Origin of the sequence: Acinetobacter sp. 742879 (assembly GCF_000588535.1) — a bacterium.
GTDB lineage: Bacteria > Pseudomonadota > Gammaproteobacteria > Pseudomonadales > Moraxellaceae > Acinetobacter > Acinetobacter pittii.
Genome location: NZ_JFYC01000007.1, coordinates 57,845 through 74,353 on the forward strand (window position 1 = coordinate 57,845; position 16,509 = coordinate 74,353).

Annotated in this window: 18 protein-coding genes and 2 pseudogenes; 13 read left to right on the forward strand and 7 right to left on the reverse strand. The window is 38.4% G+C overall.

Annotation, left to right across the window (positions count from 1 at the left end; genetic code table 11):
- The first annotated feature begins 9 nt into the window (after positions 1–9).
- The 7 genes from J690_RS14470 to J690_RS14500 all read left to right on the forward strand — a co-directional run bounded on the left by J690_RS14470 (position 10) and on the right by J690_RS14500 (position 7,439).
- Entirely contained in the window at positions 10–1,431 is a 1,422-nt protein-coding gene (locus tag J690_RS14470) for a glutamate synthase subunit beta (RefSeq protein ID WP_005804536.1), read from the forward strand.
- Positions 1,432–1,604: 173 nt separating this feature from the next.
- Complete coding sequence (locus J690_RS14475; protein ID WP_032036621.1) at positions 1,605–2,492, forward strand: metal-dependent hydrolase; 888 nt, start codon at positions 1,605–1,607, stop codon at positions 2,490–2,492.
- Between the two features lie 130 nt (positions 2,493–2,622).
- Positions 2,623–3,213: a LemA family protein gene (locus J690_RS14480; RefSeq protein ID WP_002117090.1), complete on the forward strand. Its 591-nt coding sequence runs from the start codon at positions 2,623–2,625 to the stop codon at positions 3,211–3,213.
- A 24-nt stretch (positions 3,214–3,237) separates the two neighbouring features.
- Positions 3,238–4,293, forward strand: coding sequence for a TPM domain-containing protein (locus tag J690_RS14485; protein WP_032036622.1), 1,056 nt, complete (start codon positions 3,238–3,240; stop codon positions 4,291–4,293).
- Positions 4,287–4,847 carry a TPM domain-containing protein gene (locus tag J690_RS14490; protein WP_032036624.1) on the forward strand — a complete coding sequence of 187 codons (561 nt, stop codon included), beginning with the start codon at positions 4,287–4,289 and terminating at the stop codon, positions 4,845–4,847. The genes J690_RS14485 and J690_RS14490 overlap by 7 nt, the downstream gene beginning before the upstream one ends.
- Positions 4,848–5,194: 347 nt before the next feature.
- Positions 5,195–5,659, forward strand: a complete 465-nt coding sequence (locus tag J690_RS14495; RefSeq protein ID WP_032036626.1) for a pilin — start codon at positions 5,195–5,197, stop codon at positions 5,657–5,659.
- Positions 5,660–5,810: 151 nt separating this feature from the next.
- Positions 5,811–7,439: a PglL family O-oligosaccharyltransferase gene (locus J690_RS14500; protein WP_032036627.1), complete on the forward strand. Its 1,629-nt coding sequence runs from the start codon at positions 5,811–5,813 to the stop codon at positions 7,437–7,439.
- A gap of 42 nt (positions 7,440–7,481) precedes the next feature.
- Here J690_RS14500 and bfr read toward each other — a convergent pair whose 3' ends face one another.
- On the reverse strand, positions 7,482–7,946 hold the full coding sequence (bfr, locus tag J690_RS14505; RefSeq protein ID WP_032006355.1) for a heteropolymeric bacterioferritin subunit Bfr: 465 nt from the start codon (positions 7,944–7,946) through the stop codon (positions 7,482–7,484).
- 243 nt (positions 7,947–8,189) lie between these two features.
- Positions 8,190–8,384 carry a bacterioferritin-associated ferredoxin gene (locus tag J690_RS14510; RefSeq protein ID WP_000289091.1) on the reverse strand — a complete coding sequence of 65 codons (195 nt, stop codon included), beginning with the start codon at positions 8,382–8,384 and terminating at the stop codon, positions 8,190–8,192.
- Between the two features lie 102 nt (positions 8,385–8,486).
- Between J690_RS14510 and J690_RS24285 the strand changes: the two are divergent.
- Positions 8,487–8,614: pseudogene (locus J690_RS24285) on the forward strand (hypothetical protein).
- On the opposite strand, the gene J690_RS14515 reads toward J690_RS24285, so the two are convergent.
- The 5 genes and pseudogenes from J690_RS14515 to gmk form a co-directional block, all read right to left on the reverse strand.
- Positions 8,604–8,987 carry a RidA family protein gene (locus J690_RS14515; RefSeq protein WP_002116996.1) on the reverse strand — a complete coding sequence of 128 codons (384 nt, stop codon included), beginning with the start codon at positions 8,985–8,987 and terminating at the stop codon, positions 8,604–8,606. The pseudogene J690_RS24285 and the gene J690_RS14515 sit on opposite strands and share 11 nt — an antisense overlap.
- A gap of 146 nt (positions 8,988–9,133) precedes the next feature.
- The gene (locus J690_RS14520) at positions 9,134–11,239 is read right to left on the reverse strand and encodes a RelA/SpoT family protein (RefSeq protein ID WP_002116807.1); all 2,106 of its coding nucleotides are present in this window, start codon (positions 11,237–11,239) and stop codon (positions 9,134–9,136) included.
- 15 nt (positions 11,240–11,254) lie between these two features.
- A pseudogene (locus tag J690_RS24290) lies at positions 11,255–11,410 on the reverse strand (hypothetical protein).
- Positions 11,411–11,448: 38 nt separating this feature from the next.
- Positions 11,449–11,727: a DNA-directed RNA polymerase subunit omega gene (gene rpoZ, locus J690_RS14525; protein WP_002116990.1), complete on the reverse strand. Its 279-nt coding sequence runs from the start codon at positions 11,725–11,727 to the stop codon at positions 11,449–11,451.
- Between the two features lie 72 nt (positions 11,728–11,799).
- The gene (gene gmk / locus J690_RS14530; protein ID WP_002116973.1) at positions 11,800–12,429 is read right to left on the reverse strand and encodes a guanylate kinase; all 630 of its coding nucleotides are present in this window, start codon (positions 12,427–12,429) and stop codon (positions 11,800–11,802) included.
- Between the two features lie 122 nt (positions 12,430–12,551).
- On the opposite strand from gmk, the gene ispH reads away from it, so the two are divergent.
- The 5 genes from ispH (at position 12,552) to J690_RS14555 (ending at position 16,508) form a co-directional block, all read left to right on the forward strand.
- Complete coding sequence (gene ispH, locus J690_RS14535) at positions 12,552–13,502, forward strand: 4-hydroxy-3-methylbut-2-enyl diphosphate reductase (protein WP_032036628.1); 951 nt, start codon at positions 12,552–12,554, stop codon at positions 13,500–13,502.
- Between the two features lie 171 nt (positions 13,503–13,673).
- Positions 13,674–14,147, forward strand: a complete 474-nt coding sequence (locus J690_RS14540) for a pilus assembly FimT family protein (protein WP_032036630.1) — start codon at positions 13,674–13,676, stop codon at positions 14,145–14,147.
- Positions 14,141–14,701: a type IV pilus modification protein PilV gene (pilV, locus tag J690_RS14545; protein ID WP_081405184.1), complete on the forward strand. Its 561-nt coding sequence runs from the start codon at positions 14,141–14,143 to the stop codon at positions 14,699–14,701. Before J690_RS14540 ends, pilV begins: the two co-directional genes overlap by 7 nt.
- Positions 14,701–15,702, forward strand: coding sequence for a PilW family protein (locus J690_RS14550; protein ID WP_032036633.1), 1,002 nt, complete (start codon positions 14,701–14,703; stop codon positions 15,700–15,702). The genes pilV and J690_RS14550 overlap by 1 nt, the downstream gene beginning before the upstream one ends.
- Positions 15,699–16,508, forward strand: a complete 810-nt coding sequence (locus tag J690_RS14555; protein ID WP_002117088.1) for a PilX N-terminal domain-containing pilus assembly protein — start codon at positions 15,699–15,701, stop codon at positions 16,506–16,508. The genes J690_RS14550 and J690_RS14555 overlap by 4 nt, the downstream gene beginning before the upstream one ends.
- The last annotated feature ends 1 nt before the right edge of the window (position 16,509 follow it).

The following is a 16,509-nucleotide window of genomic DNA, read 5'->3' on the forward strand; positions in this document are numbered from 1 at the left end:
GAGAGAGACATGGCAGAACGCCTAAATAATGACTTTCAATTTCTGGATGTACCACGTCAAGATCCAGAGAAAAAAGATATTACTGTCCGCAAAGCAGAATTTGTGGAAATTTATAAGCCTTTTACATCGGAAACTGTCACTAATCAGACACACCGTTGTTTAGGCTGTGGTAACCCATATTGCGAATGGAAATGTCCTGTACATAACTACATTCCAAACTGGTTAAAACTTATCGCTGAAGGCCAAATTTTCCAAGCTGCTGAGCTTTGTCATCAAACCAACACACTACCTGAGGTATGTGGTCGCGTATGCCCACAAGACCGTTTGTGTGAAGGTGCTTGTACCTTAAATGATGGTTTTGGTGCAGTAACCATTGGTAATGCTGAGAAATATATCAATGACACAGCCTTTGCTTTAGGCTGGCGTCCAGATATGTCAGGTGTAAAATGGACTGACAAAAAAGTTGCAATTATTGGTGCCGGTCCTGCTGGTTTAGGCTGCGCAGATATTCTAGCTCGCGGTGGCGTTAAACCAGTTGTATTTGATAAGCGTCCTGAAATTGGTGGTTTACTTACATTCGGTATTCCAGAATTTAAAATGGAAAAAGATGTGATGAAACGCCGCCGTGAAATTTTCACAGGTATGGGCATCGAATTCCGTTTAAATACTGAAATTGGTAAAGACATCACGATTGATGAATTACTTGCAGAATATGATGCGGTATTCATGGGTATGGGAACTTATACCTACATGAAAGGTGGTTTCCCGGGTGAAGATCTTGAAGGTGTTTATGATGCACTTGATTTCTTGATCTCTAACGTGAATCGTTGCCAAGGTTGGGAAAAAGATCCAAGTGAATACATTAGCCTAGATGGTAAAAAAGTTATTGTTCTTGGTGGTGGTGATACCGCTATGGACTGTAACCGTACTTCATTACGCCAAGGTGCTCACGATGTAACTTGTGCATACCGCCGTGATGAAAGCAACATGCCAGGCTCTGCGCGTGAAGTAAAAAATGCCTACGAAGAGGGTGTGAAATTCCTATTCAATCGTCAACCAGTCGAAATTGTTGGTGAAAATGGCAAAGTGACAGGCGTAAAAGTGGTAACGACACAAATGGGTGAACCAGATAGTCGTGGCCGTCGTAGCCCTGAGCCAATCCCTGGTTCTGAAGAAGTATTACCAGCTGATGCAGTTTTACTTGCTTTCGGTTTCCGCCCAAGCCCAGCAGACTGGTTTGGTAATGTGAATATTAATCTTGATGGTTCAGGCCGTGTTGTCGCAGCTGAAAAGCAAGAATTCAAATTCCAAACATCAAACCCGAAAATCTTTGCTGGTGGTGATATGGTACGTGGCTCAGACCTTGTCGTGACAGCGATTTGGGAAGGTCGTCAAGCTGCTGAAGGCATTTTGGATTATCTTGGTGTTTAATAAAGACATTTGTTAAATGACTAAAAAAAGCCTACTTCAAGTAGGCTTTTTTATTGTCTACCATTAGTCACTTTGATGTTTTTGGCAAATATAATAAGCTTTTTTGCCCTTTTTAGCTTTTTAAGCTCGCGACATACTCGAAACTTCCTTCTTCAATACAGTAGGTGTTGAATATGAACATCGCAGGTATGACGGCAGAAAAATCATATTTAAATCGTCAAAAAGCGTTGGGTATTACAGTGCGTCGTCTTGAATTTAATCCAAAGGCGATTAAGCGGCACTATTTTGCAAATTCACCCCTCATGTCGCATTTTTTAACTGCACTCTCATCAACATTTCCTGTAGGAGAGCAGTTTTTTGTAAATAGCGTCCGTAATGTGCGTGATAAAGTCTCAGATCCTCAGCTACAAGCACAAATTGCAGCGTTTATCGGACAAGAGGCCATGCATTCCAAAGCACATGGTGAGTTTAATGAAGCTTGGCGACGGGATAATTATAATCTGGACAGTTTTCAAAATTGGCTAAATGAGCGCGATAAATATTTAAGAACAATTCCACCTAAGTTGCAATTGGCACTCACCTGTGCATTTGAACATTTCACTGCTTTACTTGGGGGATATGTTTTACAACATCCAGAGTTATTAAAAACCCTAGATGAAGATGCGCTAAAACTTTGGGTATGGCATGCGATTGAAGAAATTGAACACCGTTCGGTTGCATTTGATGTTTATCAACATGTATATGGTGATGATCGTATCCGTCGCTTACTCATGCGTAGCGTCACTACTGGATTTGCGAGTCTCGCTTTTTATGGGACAACTCGTTTATTTTGGCAAGATAAATGGAATAGCTTACCTAAAATTGGGGGTAATTTATTTGGATTATATTTGCTGATGAAGATGCTTGTTCAGTTAATGCCTGAATACTTCGCATATTACAAAAAAGACTTTCATCCGAGTCAAAAAGATTATGGCAGGGTGGTTAATTATTGGAAAAGCTCTTTGGCAGAAGAATATCAAATGGCAAGTTTTGAACAAGAAAAAGATCAGCGATTGAGCTAATAGATAACCGGATTTAAAAGTCCGGTTTTTTAAAATCAATAAAATAAAAGCAACACAATAATGCCTAATTCATCATACAATCAGGTAAAGAGGTTAAAAATATAAAGAAAAACTTGAGGATAATGTGCCGATGAAAACGTTGAAACAATTTGCGATCGCAACAACACTTGCCAGTACCTTACTGTTTTCGGGGTGTGGCTATAACACTCTACAAGTAAAAGATGAGGCTGTAACAGCAGCGTGGTCTGAAGTACAGAACCAATATCAACGTCGATCAGATTTGGTACCAAATCTTGTAAACGTCGTTAAAGGCTATGCTAAGCATGAAGAGCAAGTATTAACCGAAGTAACACAGGCTCGTTCTAATGTTGCAGGTTTAAAAGTTGATAAAGAAGTTTTAGAAGATCCGGCTTTACTTGAAAAATATCAACAGGCTCAAAGTCAATTAACAGGGGCATTATCTCGACTCATTGCTGTTTCGGAAAATTACCCAGATTTGAAAGCCAATACTCAATTCCAAGAATTACAAGTTCAGCTTGAAGGTACTGAAAACCGTATTGCTGTTGCACGTAATCGTTATATTACAACAGTACAAGACTATAACTCATATGTGCGTCAGTTCCCTCAGGCAGTAACAGCAAAAGTAATTGGTATGCATCCAAAAGCCAATTTCTCTGCAGAAGCATCTGCACAACAGGCTCCAAAAGTTTCTTTTGATTAATTTTATAAATCAAAGGAGTGCCGTATGAGAAATACTCTATTGTTTCAATCAAAGCAAATTAAGGTCTTTATCTCGACCTTAATTTTGCTCTGTTGTGGTGTTCTTTTTCAGAATACGGCATGGAGTGAAAGTAATATTGCAACTGCTACCGATGAGGCTGATGCAGTAGTTGCTGGCAAAATTATACAAAAGCAACAAACTCAAGCTGCTTCAAGTCCTGCTCCTCAAGTCCAAGTTACTAATGATATGGCTGATGGGGAATCAATTCGTGGTTTGCCAACTTTAAACCAGCCTGTTATTGATCAAGCCAATATCTTAAGCGAAGCTGAGAAGGAGCAACTTAATCAAAAAATTCTAAGTTTATATCAACAAGGCAAAGCGCAGATTGGTATCGTTATTGTTCCCACCACTGGCCAGGAAGATATTTTTGATTATGCATTACGTGTTGGTGAAAAATGGCAATTGGGATCATCTAAACGTGATAATGGATTACTCATTGCAGTCGCTGTAAATGACCGCCGTATACAAATACTAACTGGTTATGGCCTAGAAGGTGTGTTGCCGGATATTGTGGCAAGTCGGATTATTCGAAACCAAATTACCCCTTATTTTAAACAAGCCCAATATGCCCAAGGTTTGAGTGCAGGTCTTGATGAAATCGGAAGAATTTTAAATTTAGATCCAGAAGTAGCACAGCAAGCTGCCCAAGATTTAAAAGAACGTCAGCATCAAGCTGCAGAAGAACAGCAAGCCAAGCAGACAACGCTGACAATGGCTTTATTTATTCTTGTTGCTGGAATTGTGGGTTCGTTTATTGTTGGTCGTCCGCTTAGTGCATCTACAGCAGGAGTTGCTGCTGCGGTAGCAGGATTTGTAAATGGGGCGGGGCTAGTCACTAGCTTACTACTTGGTTTTGGTATTTTCTTTTTACTCATTACATCAATTGCCCAACTTATTTTACAAGCCATTTTAAGTGGTTCTGGCGGTGGTGGACGCGGAGGAGGCTTCGGCGGAGGTGGCGGAGGCTATGGTGGCGGCGGAGGCCGTTTTGGCGGTGGAGGTGCTTCAGGCTCATGGTAACAACATCAGAAACAACACAAATTATTACTCAACCAAAAATTGAGGAATCTGTAGAGCCAAGCATAAAACGTTGGTTTAAACATCTATGCTATTTACCTGCTAGTAGTCGTTATTTTTCAAAACAAGATAAGCAAGCTATCGCAGATGCTGTACAGCAAGCAGAACATGGCCATGTTGGGGAAATACAGGTTGTAATTGAAGGCCATATCCCAGTGTCACAAGCCTACAAACAGAATACTCGTTTAAGAGCACAGCAGTTATTTGCAGAATTGGGCGTTTGGGATACTGCCTTAAATAGTGGCGTATTGTTATACCTAAATTTATGTGAACGAAAAGTAGAAATTATATTTGATCGTGGTATTAGAAATGCAACTAACGAGCAAGTCTGGCAACAGATTTGTGAAGCAATAGTACACAAGCTTAAAAAACAACAATATCAACAAGCTGTAGTGATTGGCGTACAACAAATTGGGGAAGTGATGTCGCGGTTTTATGACGAAAACATGCCTGATCAATCCAATGAATTGGGGAATGCTCCGATTATTCTTAATTAACTCGCCTTGTAACATTCCAGTATTAGCTAATTTCATAATTTTACTTTTAAAGGTGACTGACAAAAAATGTCACCTACTTATTTATTTTTAAAGAGATTTTGTTCACATAAATAAATATGAACTTTGAATTGTGTAATTTATTTTTTTTAATACGTGAAGTGTTTTTATAAAAAATTATATGACATTTTTTGTCAATTACTTACACCGATTTAATGTTTAAGAATAGTTGATTGTAATATAAGTATTTGTTTTTTAATTAAAATAAAAGTTGGCATGGATGCTGCAATATAGTTAATAGCTGAAAAAGCTTATATAAAAACATACATACAATCTTTGGGGAAAAGGCTATGAATGCACAAAAAGGTTTTACATTAATTGAACTCATGATCGTAGTTGCCATTATTGGTATTTTGGCTGCAATTGCGATTCCACAATATCAAAAATATACTGCTCGTTCTCAAATTACAGCAGCATTAGCGGAAATCAGCCCAGGAAAAACTCAATTTGAACTAGCTTTATCTGAAGGTACGGCTAGCAGTGTGAATAATAGTCCAGCAGCAATTGGTTTAAAAAGTACCACTAATAATTGTTCAGCTGTTAATGTAACTGCAAATGGAACTACTGGTACAATTACATGTACTTTACAAGGTTCCGCTACAATTACAGGTGGTGTTTTAACTTTAACACGTAGTGCAGATGTAGCTGCAGCTTCTGGAGTAAATGCAAATGTGGGTGGCTGGGCGTGTTCTATTACTAAAGGAACAACAGATATTTCTTCAGCAATCGCACCAAAGGGTTGTACTATAATTTAATATTAAAAATTTACATAAAAAAGCACCTCTTAAGAGGTGCTTTTTTATGTAAGTTGGAAATCTGTTAACTTAATTTTACCTAAAAATATAACTCTAAGAATATTTTATTATAGGTATAATTCTTTTAAGTTTTATCTCTTAACCTGTCACTATGCAAGTATTCCTCCTATTCCTCGCTGCAATTCTGTTGGGTTTTGCATGGTTATCCCCATTTCATTATAGTCCTTGGGTGATGTTCTCAAGTGAAGTGAGTACTTTTGGGGCTGGGTTGTGTGTATTGGCTACTCTAGTTCAGCAAGATATTAAAATTCCTAGAGCACAGCTCTTATTGTTGCCATTTGCTTTAATACCAATGATACAATGGGGTTTGGGTTTAGTTTTTGATTTAAGTACAGCTTTACTGAGCGCATTTTATTTACTAGGCTTTTGGTTTATGGTCGTGGCTGGTTACAACCTATCTTTAGATCAACAAAAGCGCGACCAAATTTTTTCTGGTTTTAGTATTTTAGTATTAGCAGTCTCTGTCGGCACAAGCTTTATTGCGATTTGCCAATGGTTAAATTTAGAGTCAGATTTTATTTATATGCTCAATCTGATTGGTAATCGCCCTTACGGTAATTTCGGTCAGCCAAATAATATGGCAACATTCCTAATTGTTGGATTGTTAGGGTGTTTATATCTCTATGAAAAAAATAAGGCAACAGTCTGGCTACTCCTACCTCTAGCACTAATTATTTTGTTTACGATTGCATTGAGTCAGTCACGAACATCATGGATCGTTTTTCCATTTTTATTCATGTATTGGATAGTTAAACAATTTGGTAAACAAAAAAGATTTGGAGTTTTTCAAGGTTTTTTGTGGTGCGTCGGTTTTTTCGTAATGGCTGGTGTAATTCTACCATTTGCTACTAATTTAATTGAAGCATGGTCAAGTACTGATGTAACCGAAGCAAGTAGTTTGGTTGAAAGAGCAAGCTCTGGGTATTTGCGTTTTAATATCTGGTCACAAATGTTGCTTGCTGTACAGCAGCACCCTTGGTTAGGTTATGGTTGGAATCAAACCAGTGTGGCACAAATGACAGTTTACCATGCTTTCCCAACAGGAGAGTGGACTACCAGTGCACATAATGTACTGCTTGATTTAATTATCTGGAATGGTATTCCCTTGGGTGCTGTAATCATTACCTACTTTGCTTGCTGGTTTATTTGGTTAAATCAACAGGCTAAAAATACCATCTCGATTATAGCGATTATGATGGTCTGTACAGTGCTTATTCATGCCATGTTAGAGTTTCCACAGCGCTATGCTTATTTCTTACTTACTTGTGGATTCCTACTGGGTATTGTACAAGCACAAACTACTGTACTTAAGGGAATTATCCTCAACAAACATCTTTTTCGCTTATCATGGGTTGTAAGTTTATTGCTTATTATTGCAATTCTACGTGATTACAATGTCTATGTTCTGAATAGTAATTTGCTTTTTAATAATAAGCGTCCAAACGCTGAATTTATGGGAAGTAGTAAAATTTTTGTTTTAACACAGTTTGAGCAGCGTTTAAGTTGGATAGAACTTAATCCCCAAAATATTTTATCTGAAGGTGATTTGGTTGAATGGGAAAATTTAGTAAAGAATAAAGCAACTCCATACAACTTACGTAAATACGCAAAATTGCTCGCTTACAACGGGAAAGTAGAACAGGCACAGCAGCAAATATTTATTTTGCAACATCTTTATAAGCAAAAAATAACGCTATCGGAATTACTAAAAGAGAAGTAATAAAAAATCCCCTTAAGTATAAGGGGATTTTTTTATGAGAAATTACATTTGGCTCTGGATATAATTTTCAATACCAACATTGCCAATAAGATCAATTTGAGTATCTAGCCAGTCCCAGTACTCTTCTTCTTTTTCTAGAATTTCTTGAACAAGGTCACGAGTGACATAATCTTGCTCTGTTTCAGCTAAAGCAACCGCTTTTTGAATTGCTTCTATATTTTCTTTTACTTTACGAATGTCACAGTGCAGAACTTCTTCTGTGTGTTGACCAATATAAAGCTTACCTAAATGTTGAAGGTTAGGTAGTCCTTCTAAAAATAAAATACGTTCAATGATTTTATCTGCATACTTCATTTGACGAATTGATTCTTTATATTCAGCAGAGCCAAGCTGCTCAATTCCCCAGTCATTAAACATGCGTGAATGTAAAAAGTATTGATTAATTGCAGTTAAATGATGATACAGCACTTGGTTAAGCTGATTAATGACATCACGATTGCCTTTCATTGTAGCTACTCCAAAACAATTTCTGCCTCAAACTTAATTAAGGCAATCTATAAATCCATTTTAGTGAACAATCATGGAGATGGCGAGTAATTTATGGAACAGCAAATGAAAATCGCAATCAAAAACAACACAATATTAAAAAGGAGGTTTTTATGTCAAAAAAAACCGCTTGAATGAGGAACTATAAAGGTTCCGCAAAAAGCGGTGGAGGAGTCAATAAATTTTGTTAAATATTAATTTTTATTATGCAGCTACAGAAATGCGAGCAGCGATTTCTGCTAATTCTTCGCTAATAATAGCGCGAGCTTCTGGTGCACAGCGTCCACAGCATGTACCAAGATCAAGCAAATCGCGAATTTCACGATAGCTTTCAGCGCCATTTTCAATAGCGTCTTTAATATCCTGATCGGTAATGCCACGACACAAGCAAACGTACATGGGAGTGATCCCCAAATATAAATGCGATAATTGATATTATTGATAATTATTATCGTTTGTCAATGAAATTCATTTAAAATCTCATTTATCATTATTGGGATTTTGGATAAAAAAATACCACCTAAGCGGAAATCTAAAAAGAATTTAGATTTTTATGCCAAGGTGGTTCGTTTTTTAAAAACTAAATATTTAAAATTGGATAGTTTGAAAATTTATATCTTATTGATTAATAATTACAATTCCGTCCATTTCCACTAGTGCGCCTTTTGGCAAGCTTGCTACACCAAGAGCTGCACGTGCAGGGTAGGGCTGAGCAAAATATTCACCCATAATTTGGTTTACGAGTTGGAAATTTGATAGATCAGTTAAAAAAATATTGAGCTTAGCAATATCTGCAAGTGAACCACCAGCAGCTTCACAAACTGCTTTTAAATTATCAAATACACGGCGAATTTGAGCTTCGATACCTTCTACAAGTTCCATACTGTATGGGTCTAAACCAATTTGCCCTGAAAGATATAGCGTATTGTCTACTAAAATAGCTTGAGAGTATGTGCCGATAGCAGCAGGGGCATTTTCAGTATGAATGACTTGGCGGGACATTTGGTTCTCCTTGATTAAATCTATTTCCATCATAATCGATGATAGCTTTGGACAAAAGTATCATCGATTTAATTGATTAAGTGAATTTGGAAAGTTTGATTTTGTTAAGGAAACAAAAATTTATAACCAATAGTTTCTATAAAAATTTAACTTACTTTTGAAATTTCCATTTGTGGAGCAGGGGCATCTAAACGTTCAATACGTGGGAAACCATAGTGCATGCGTAAATCACGGATGACTTTTGCAATGTGCTTACGGTTATTCACTACAATATTCACAAAAGTTCTTTGCTCATTTGAGTGAACCATCTCTACCCCAGCATTGTTTTTACGGCATTGATAAATCAGATCTGATACTTGTTCATCATTCATCGCCATATAAATAGCAAGGTAGGCTGTAAAGCGGACATCATCTACATCATCTGCTTTCCATTGAAGCGGCATAATATTTTCAGGGTGTAGATGTTGTTCATGTAGTAAGTTATGACAGCGAATGCGATGCACAATTAACCCGCGACGCGTTAAATGTCCTTGAATTGGATCGCCTAAAATTGGATTGCAACAGTGTGCATATTTAACGTCGACCCCTTCAGTACTTTGAATAAGTCGATCTGAGTTTTCTACTTGCGGATGTTTATCATGAGCAAACAGGTGGTTTGCTACAAGCTGAGGTAGTAAATCACCAACCGCAATTTGTTCAAACAATGTATTTTTATTATCAATGTGACGCCATTGCAATAGATCTAGCCAATCAGCTTCAGAAAGATCATTGATTGAACGATTAAAGAGTTTCAGTGCACGAGAAAGGGCTTGTGCACCAACTAGACGTTGTTCTTCGATATCTTGATCTTTTAGTACATGCTGTAATGCACGACGAGCTTTCTGCGTATTAATAAAACTTAGCCAGTCTGGATTTGGTGTTGCCAAAACATCCGTAATAATCTCGATAACCTGACCGCTAACTAATGGGGTGGAAAGTGGTTTAATCTCACCATCGACTTTTGCGCCAACTGCGTGGTTACCTAAAAATAAACTTGCTGAATAAGCAAAATCAACTACGGTAGCGCCTTGCGGTAGCTCATGCAGTTGGCCATGGGGCGTATATACCCAGATTTTTTCTTGATGTAGGTAATCCAGCAAATCATTAAAAGTTGTTTTAGCACATTCGCCGTCAATCAATGTATTTAAGTTCTGCATTGAAGCCTGAATGGCAGAGCGGCAAGTTTGCGGTGCATTTTCGCCTAAAACCACCCCAAAACGGGCAGCTTTACGCATGAGCTCGGTTTGAATGGTAAGAGATAGAGTTGTTTTTTCGCCTTTAAGCTTTATCAGTAAAGACTGATTACCGCCGGGTAATGGGCGACGAATATGATCTTGGTACTGGATAACCTGAAAGTTTTCTCTTAATGCTTCTTCTAAGCGGTCACAGTCGGCAATGCTTTGTAGAACAATTTCAAAAGCATGACTATGGGTAAGCTCTTGGAGATCCATCTCGTTTTTAACGAAATGGCGTAATAATTCGATATTGTTATTTTTCTTTTTAATACGGCCTTGAATATGATAATTATGCAGAAGTTCAGCGAGGTTTTGTTCCCAAATACTTTGATATTTACAGCGTTCTGGCTTTGTCTGTAGCAGAGCATTCTGAACGTTATCAAACATATCAAGGTCAAGGTTTTGATAGCAGAGATTCTCTAGATTATCGCCCATTTCATTCATGCCGACTAATCTTGCCATCGGTACAAATATATCAAAAGTTTCTTGAGCGATACGGGCTCGTTTATCTGGGCGTAAAGCACCTAGAGTTGTCATATTATGATAGCGATCTGCTAATTTAATAATGATGACACGCGGATCTTGTAAGGTCGCTTGCAGAATTTTTCGGAATGAAGCTGCTTTATTGTATTCTTTATCGCTTGATTGGCTAAGTTTAGTTACACCATCGACTAGCTCTGCAACGGTTAGGCCAAACTTCTCAATAATATCTTCTTTTGTATATTGAGTATCTTCAATAACATCATGCAAAAGTGCTGCCATTAAAGTTTCAGCATCTAAACGCATGTTTGCAAGAATACAGCTTACAGCAATCGGATGCAGAATATAGGGTTCGCCACTTTTACGCGTAATGCCAGTGTGCGCTAGATCGGCAAAATCGCAGGCAGCAAGCACTTTTTCGACTTCACTTACCGATAAGTAAGGGTCGATAATTAATTTGAGCTGTTGCTTGGCTTGGCTGACCTCTTCGCCTGGCATAAATCACCCTTTTTCCTATTGCTGAAAAACTAAATCTATCTGCTTCTTAATGAAAAGCATATTGCGGAACTTGTCAATTTTTTCATTTGAAAAAGTGTATTTTTTTTTCAATGAAAATAATTGCTTTTCTCAATATGTTTAAATATGGGACAAAGCCAAATAAAAAACCATCGCAGAAAAACGATGGTTTTTTTATGAAACAGAGTGAATTAGAAAGAAAAACCTTCTAAATTCAAGCTGTTTGTAGAAAGGGCAAGATCAAGACTAGAAGTTTGGTAATCTTGCTCACGTTGTTTAAGAATTTCTTTCGTAACGTGCCCTGCCGCGATTTCGCGCAAAGAAACTACAGTCGGTTTGTCGTTATCCCATTCTACAGTTGGCTCCATGCCTTGACGTGCCAATTGACGAGCACGTTTACTTGCAACGAGCACAAGCTCAAAACGGTTGTCTACATGATCTAAACAATCTTCAACGGTGACGCGTGCCATAAAAGTTCTCGTTTTGGAATGGTGAATTTGAACAGACTAAATAGTATAAAAGGCTTTCGATCTAGACTCAAGTTATTCCTGTTTTGGTTGAGGAGTAATCAAGTCCTGAATTAAAGTTTGATGACGTTTTGCTTGCTGAGATAGCACCAAACGGTTCGCTGTAATCACAGCTTCAAGCTCATGTAAGGCTTTATTAAAATCATCATTGATAATGATGTAATCAAAGTTCGTGTAATGCTGCATATCTTCAACTGCACAGCTTAAACGATGCTCAATGACTTCAACTGAGTCAGTGCCACGATTAGATAAACGCTGACGTAGGTCAAATTGAGTTGGGGGTAAAATGAATATTTGTTTGGATTCAGGGAAAAGTTTGCGTACTTGTTCTGCACCTTGCCAATCAATTTCAAGTAAGACATCGTGTCCTTGAGCTAGCTGTTGTTTTACCGTAGCTTGAGAAGTGCCATAGTAGTTACCAAATACTTCAGCGTATTCGATAAATCCATCATGGTTGACTTGGTCTAGAAATTCATCTTTTGTAGTGAAGTGATAGTGAACACCATCTAACTCACCGGGACGTTGACCTCGGGTTGTATGCGAGACTGAAACATGTAAATTGCTCACACGGTCAAGCAGGGCTTTTACCAAAGATGTTTTGCCCGTTCCTGATGCAGCAGAAACGACAAACAATAGACCCGACATGATATTTTTCCTGATATGATAAAATATCTTCGCTATTGTAGTGTACCGTGCGTTTAAACTGAATAGTTTTAATTGCAAATATTCAAGAGAAATTCCCCTGTTTTATTAATTTTGAGGCTGTTATGGAAATTGTGTTAGCTAATCCGCGTGGTTTTTGTGCCGGTGTTGATCGAGCCATAGCAATCGTCAATCGGGCTTTAGAATGTTTCAACCCTCCTATTTATGTACGTCATGAAGTTGTACACAATAAATTTGTGGTAGATGACCTACGACAAAGAGGGGCCGTTTTTGTTGATGAGCTAGATCAGGTTCCAGATGATTCAATTGTAATTTTTAGTGCGCACGGTGTTTCAAAAGCAGTTCAGCAAGAAGCAGAGCGTCGAGGCTTAAAAGTTTTCGATGCGACTTGTCCTTTAGTGACTAAAGTTCATATTGAAGTGACTAAATATGCGCGTGAAGGTACTGAAGCTATTTTAATTGGTCATGAAGGGCACCCGGAAGTCGAAGGTACAATGGGGCAATATGACAAATTAAAAGGCGGTGATATTTATCTGGTTGAAGATGAAGCTGATGTTGCTGCACTCACCGTACGACATCCTGAAAAGCTTGCATTTGTAACTCAAACAACGCTTTCTATTGATGATACAGCTAAAGTTATTGATGCTTTGCGTGCTAAATTTCCGCATATTCAGGGTCCGCGTAAAGATGACATTTGCTATGCAACTCAAAACAGACAAGATGCTGTGCGTGATTTAGCTGAAAAGTGTGACGTGGTTTTAGTTGTAGGTTCACCTAACTCATCAAACTCAAATCGATTACGTGAGCTTGCAGAGCGTATGGGTAAAGCCGCTTACCTTGTAGATAATGCTGATCAGTTAGAGCAGTCATGGTTTAATGAGACGTGTAAAATTGGTGTTACTGCTGGTGCCTCTGCGCCAGAAATTTTGATTAAACAAGTGATTCAACGTTTACAAGATTGGGGTGCTCAAGCACCGAAAGAATTAGATGGGCGTGAAGAGAACATAACTTTTAGTCTTCCTAAAGAATTACGCATTCATGTGACTCAAGCGTAAAGTGTGACTTATTTAACATACTGATTTTAAAATAGTTAAGCAGATAATTGTTGATATGACAGTTATCTGTTTTTTTATACCCTTTATCTGCTTTGTATTTGTTTTGTAAACACAAGGCGTAAAATTTAATTAATAAATAAAAAATTTTTAAGTTTATTTGGGGTTCTGGGGATGAGGGGAGTTACTCCGCAAGACGGGTTCACCTTGGTTGAGCTTATGGTGACGATTGCGGTCATGGCGATTATCGCGATGATGGCCGCGCCATCTATGTCGAATTTATTAGAAAGTAAGCGACTAGATGAAAACCAACGAGATCTAATCAATACTTTGTCGGAATCGAAGAGCCAAGCAATACTTGGTCGACAAGATGTATCCATTAATCTGAATTCAACAGCCTCAAATACATCGACTTCTTTTAATTGGAAAGCTGCTTCCAATAGCACTCTTGAGCTTAAAAATATAGCTGCTGATGGTACACAGAGCTCATCAACAGCGACGACTCTAACTTTTAATGCGAATGGGGTGATAACCAATATCACCCAAGACACACTTTTATCTATTTGTAATTCAAAAATAAATAAAAAGAAAATTCTTATTTTAACAAAGCTTGGCACATTAATTTTTAAAGCTGAGGAGACATGTTAATGCGGGGCTCTAAACAAAAAGCTCAAGTTGGGGTGGGTTTATTAGAAGTGTTGGTTGCCTTAATTTTAATTGCGATAGGGGTTTTGGGATATGTTGCCTTGCAAGTCCGTGCTATGGATGCTTCTTCAGAGGCATTAAGCAAATCTCAAGCGATTATGATCATGAGAGGATTAGCAGAAAACATTCGCGTAAATAGTTCTCAAGCTAGTCAGTATCCCGCATTTGTCCGTAGTTATAGCAATTATTCATCTGCCACCGCAGCTCCTACGTTGTGTTTCAATGCAGCTTGTACACCTTCTCAGCTTGCCCAATTTGATGCATATCAAGCAGCAAGAAATGCTGATCAACTTGGCATGAAAATTACAATGACAAATTGCCCAGGGGTTACAAGCACGATGGCCCAGCAGAGGCAATGTCTTTTTGTTTTTTGGGGAAAAACCTCTCCGGTAATTACAACAAATGAGGGAGTCACGAGCGCGGATGTGTCGAGTTGTATGAGTACAAATGGCGTTTATGTCAATAATTCGAACTGTTTAATGATGGAGGCATATTAATGGCTCACTCATTTGTATTATGGAAACAACGAGGCTTTACATTAATTGAGCTGATGGTTGCATTGGCTTTAGGTCTAATTTTGGTGGCCGCGGCGACTCAATTATTTATTGGTGGACTTCTATCAAGTCGTCTACAAAAAGCAAATGCTGAAATACAAGATAGCGGTATTTTTGGTTTGGAGTATATTGCCCGTGATATACGCCTTCTAAATTATGGAAATATAACCAACCCAATATTAACTGATACGACCCCTTGGGGCGGTGTTGTATTAACTGGTTCAACTGCAACCAATAACAACAATGTTAATTTTGTCCCTAACGTTGGAACAAATACTTATATTGCTGACACATTACTTAGTCGTGGTACAGGGGATACGGTGAGTACTGTGAGTAATCACTGGAAAGGTCTTTCAAATATACAGAACAGTTCAGATGCTGCTATGCAAAGTGATCAGCTGACTATCCAATTTATTGCACCTACGAATATGACCAATTGTGAAGGTGTAAATGTACTTGCAGGTGATTTAATTGTAGAGCGTTATTTTTTACGTCTGGATAGCAATGGTAGTTCCCAGCAAGACTATGCACTTGCATGTGATGCAAATACTCCCTCTGCTGTAGCCACAGCTCAACCGACCACTGTTGCTGGGTTAGGCGACGCTGGTCAAATTGTATTGCCGCGTATTGATCATTTCCATGTGCTGTTTGGTGCAAAAAATGCGGCTGGCAATTTTGCTTATTATACCATTACCCAATATCGCGCTGCTGCACAGGCTGCCCGAGATGCCACACCATCTGTGATGCCGCCACGAATTCTTTCAATACAAATATCTGTATTAGCGCGCTCTACTAATAATGCCCAAAGCAAAGCAATAGATCCTGAGCAATCTTTTTTTATGTTAGATCAAACCGTGCATGCTTCTGATAATACAACTCGATTCTTACGCCGCACTTATAACTTAACAATTGCTCTACGCAACGCGATGGGGGAAAGTCTATGACCCATTTAATTCATAAGAGTAGATCTAAGGAAAAAGGGGCAACCCTTATTGTTGTGCTTATTATTTTATTGATTGTTATTTCTGTAGGCGTTTTAGCAATAAGAGTGGCTATTGTTTCTTTAAAAGTTGCTACCAATAGCCAAGTTAGCCAATTAAATTTTCAGTCATCTGACACTCCTTTAGAACTCATTGTGCAGATGAATCCTACCACCCTAACTAATATTACTAATGTGATTGGTGCCGCGCTTAAAGAGCATGAAAGTAATCCTGGTGCGGAATACAACTTTTGTTATAAGCCTGTTTCTACAGCAACAAATTTTGCTCAGACCAGAGGTGCAAGTTTACTTCGAGCAGGAAGCGCTAATAATGCAGTCGTTGAAGATGGCGGCGTGGCGGGGTTCTGCGATTTAACAAGTGACTATGGTAGTAATCGTCAAGCAGTGGTTACCCAAGTTGCTGTAAGTGTTCCAACAGATGCTGCTAGCGATATTCCAGGCTCAAATTTACCACGAGGAACAAACACCTCGGAAGGTACGCAACTACCTAAAAGCATGTTGTCTACACAACGTATTCGGGTGATTACAACAGCTTTTTTACCAGCCTATGCATCTACCTCTATCGAAACTTTACAAAGAGATTGTTTAAGTACGAGTTCAGCAAAAATTAGCGACAATTTTGATACCGCTTTAACGGCTAAACAAACATTAGCGGAGTGTTTAGCAAATCATAACGTGCCTTTTAGTACTCAAGTTCAAGAATTTAACTATACCAATAAACTCACTCAAATTACGGCACCAGGTTCATAAT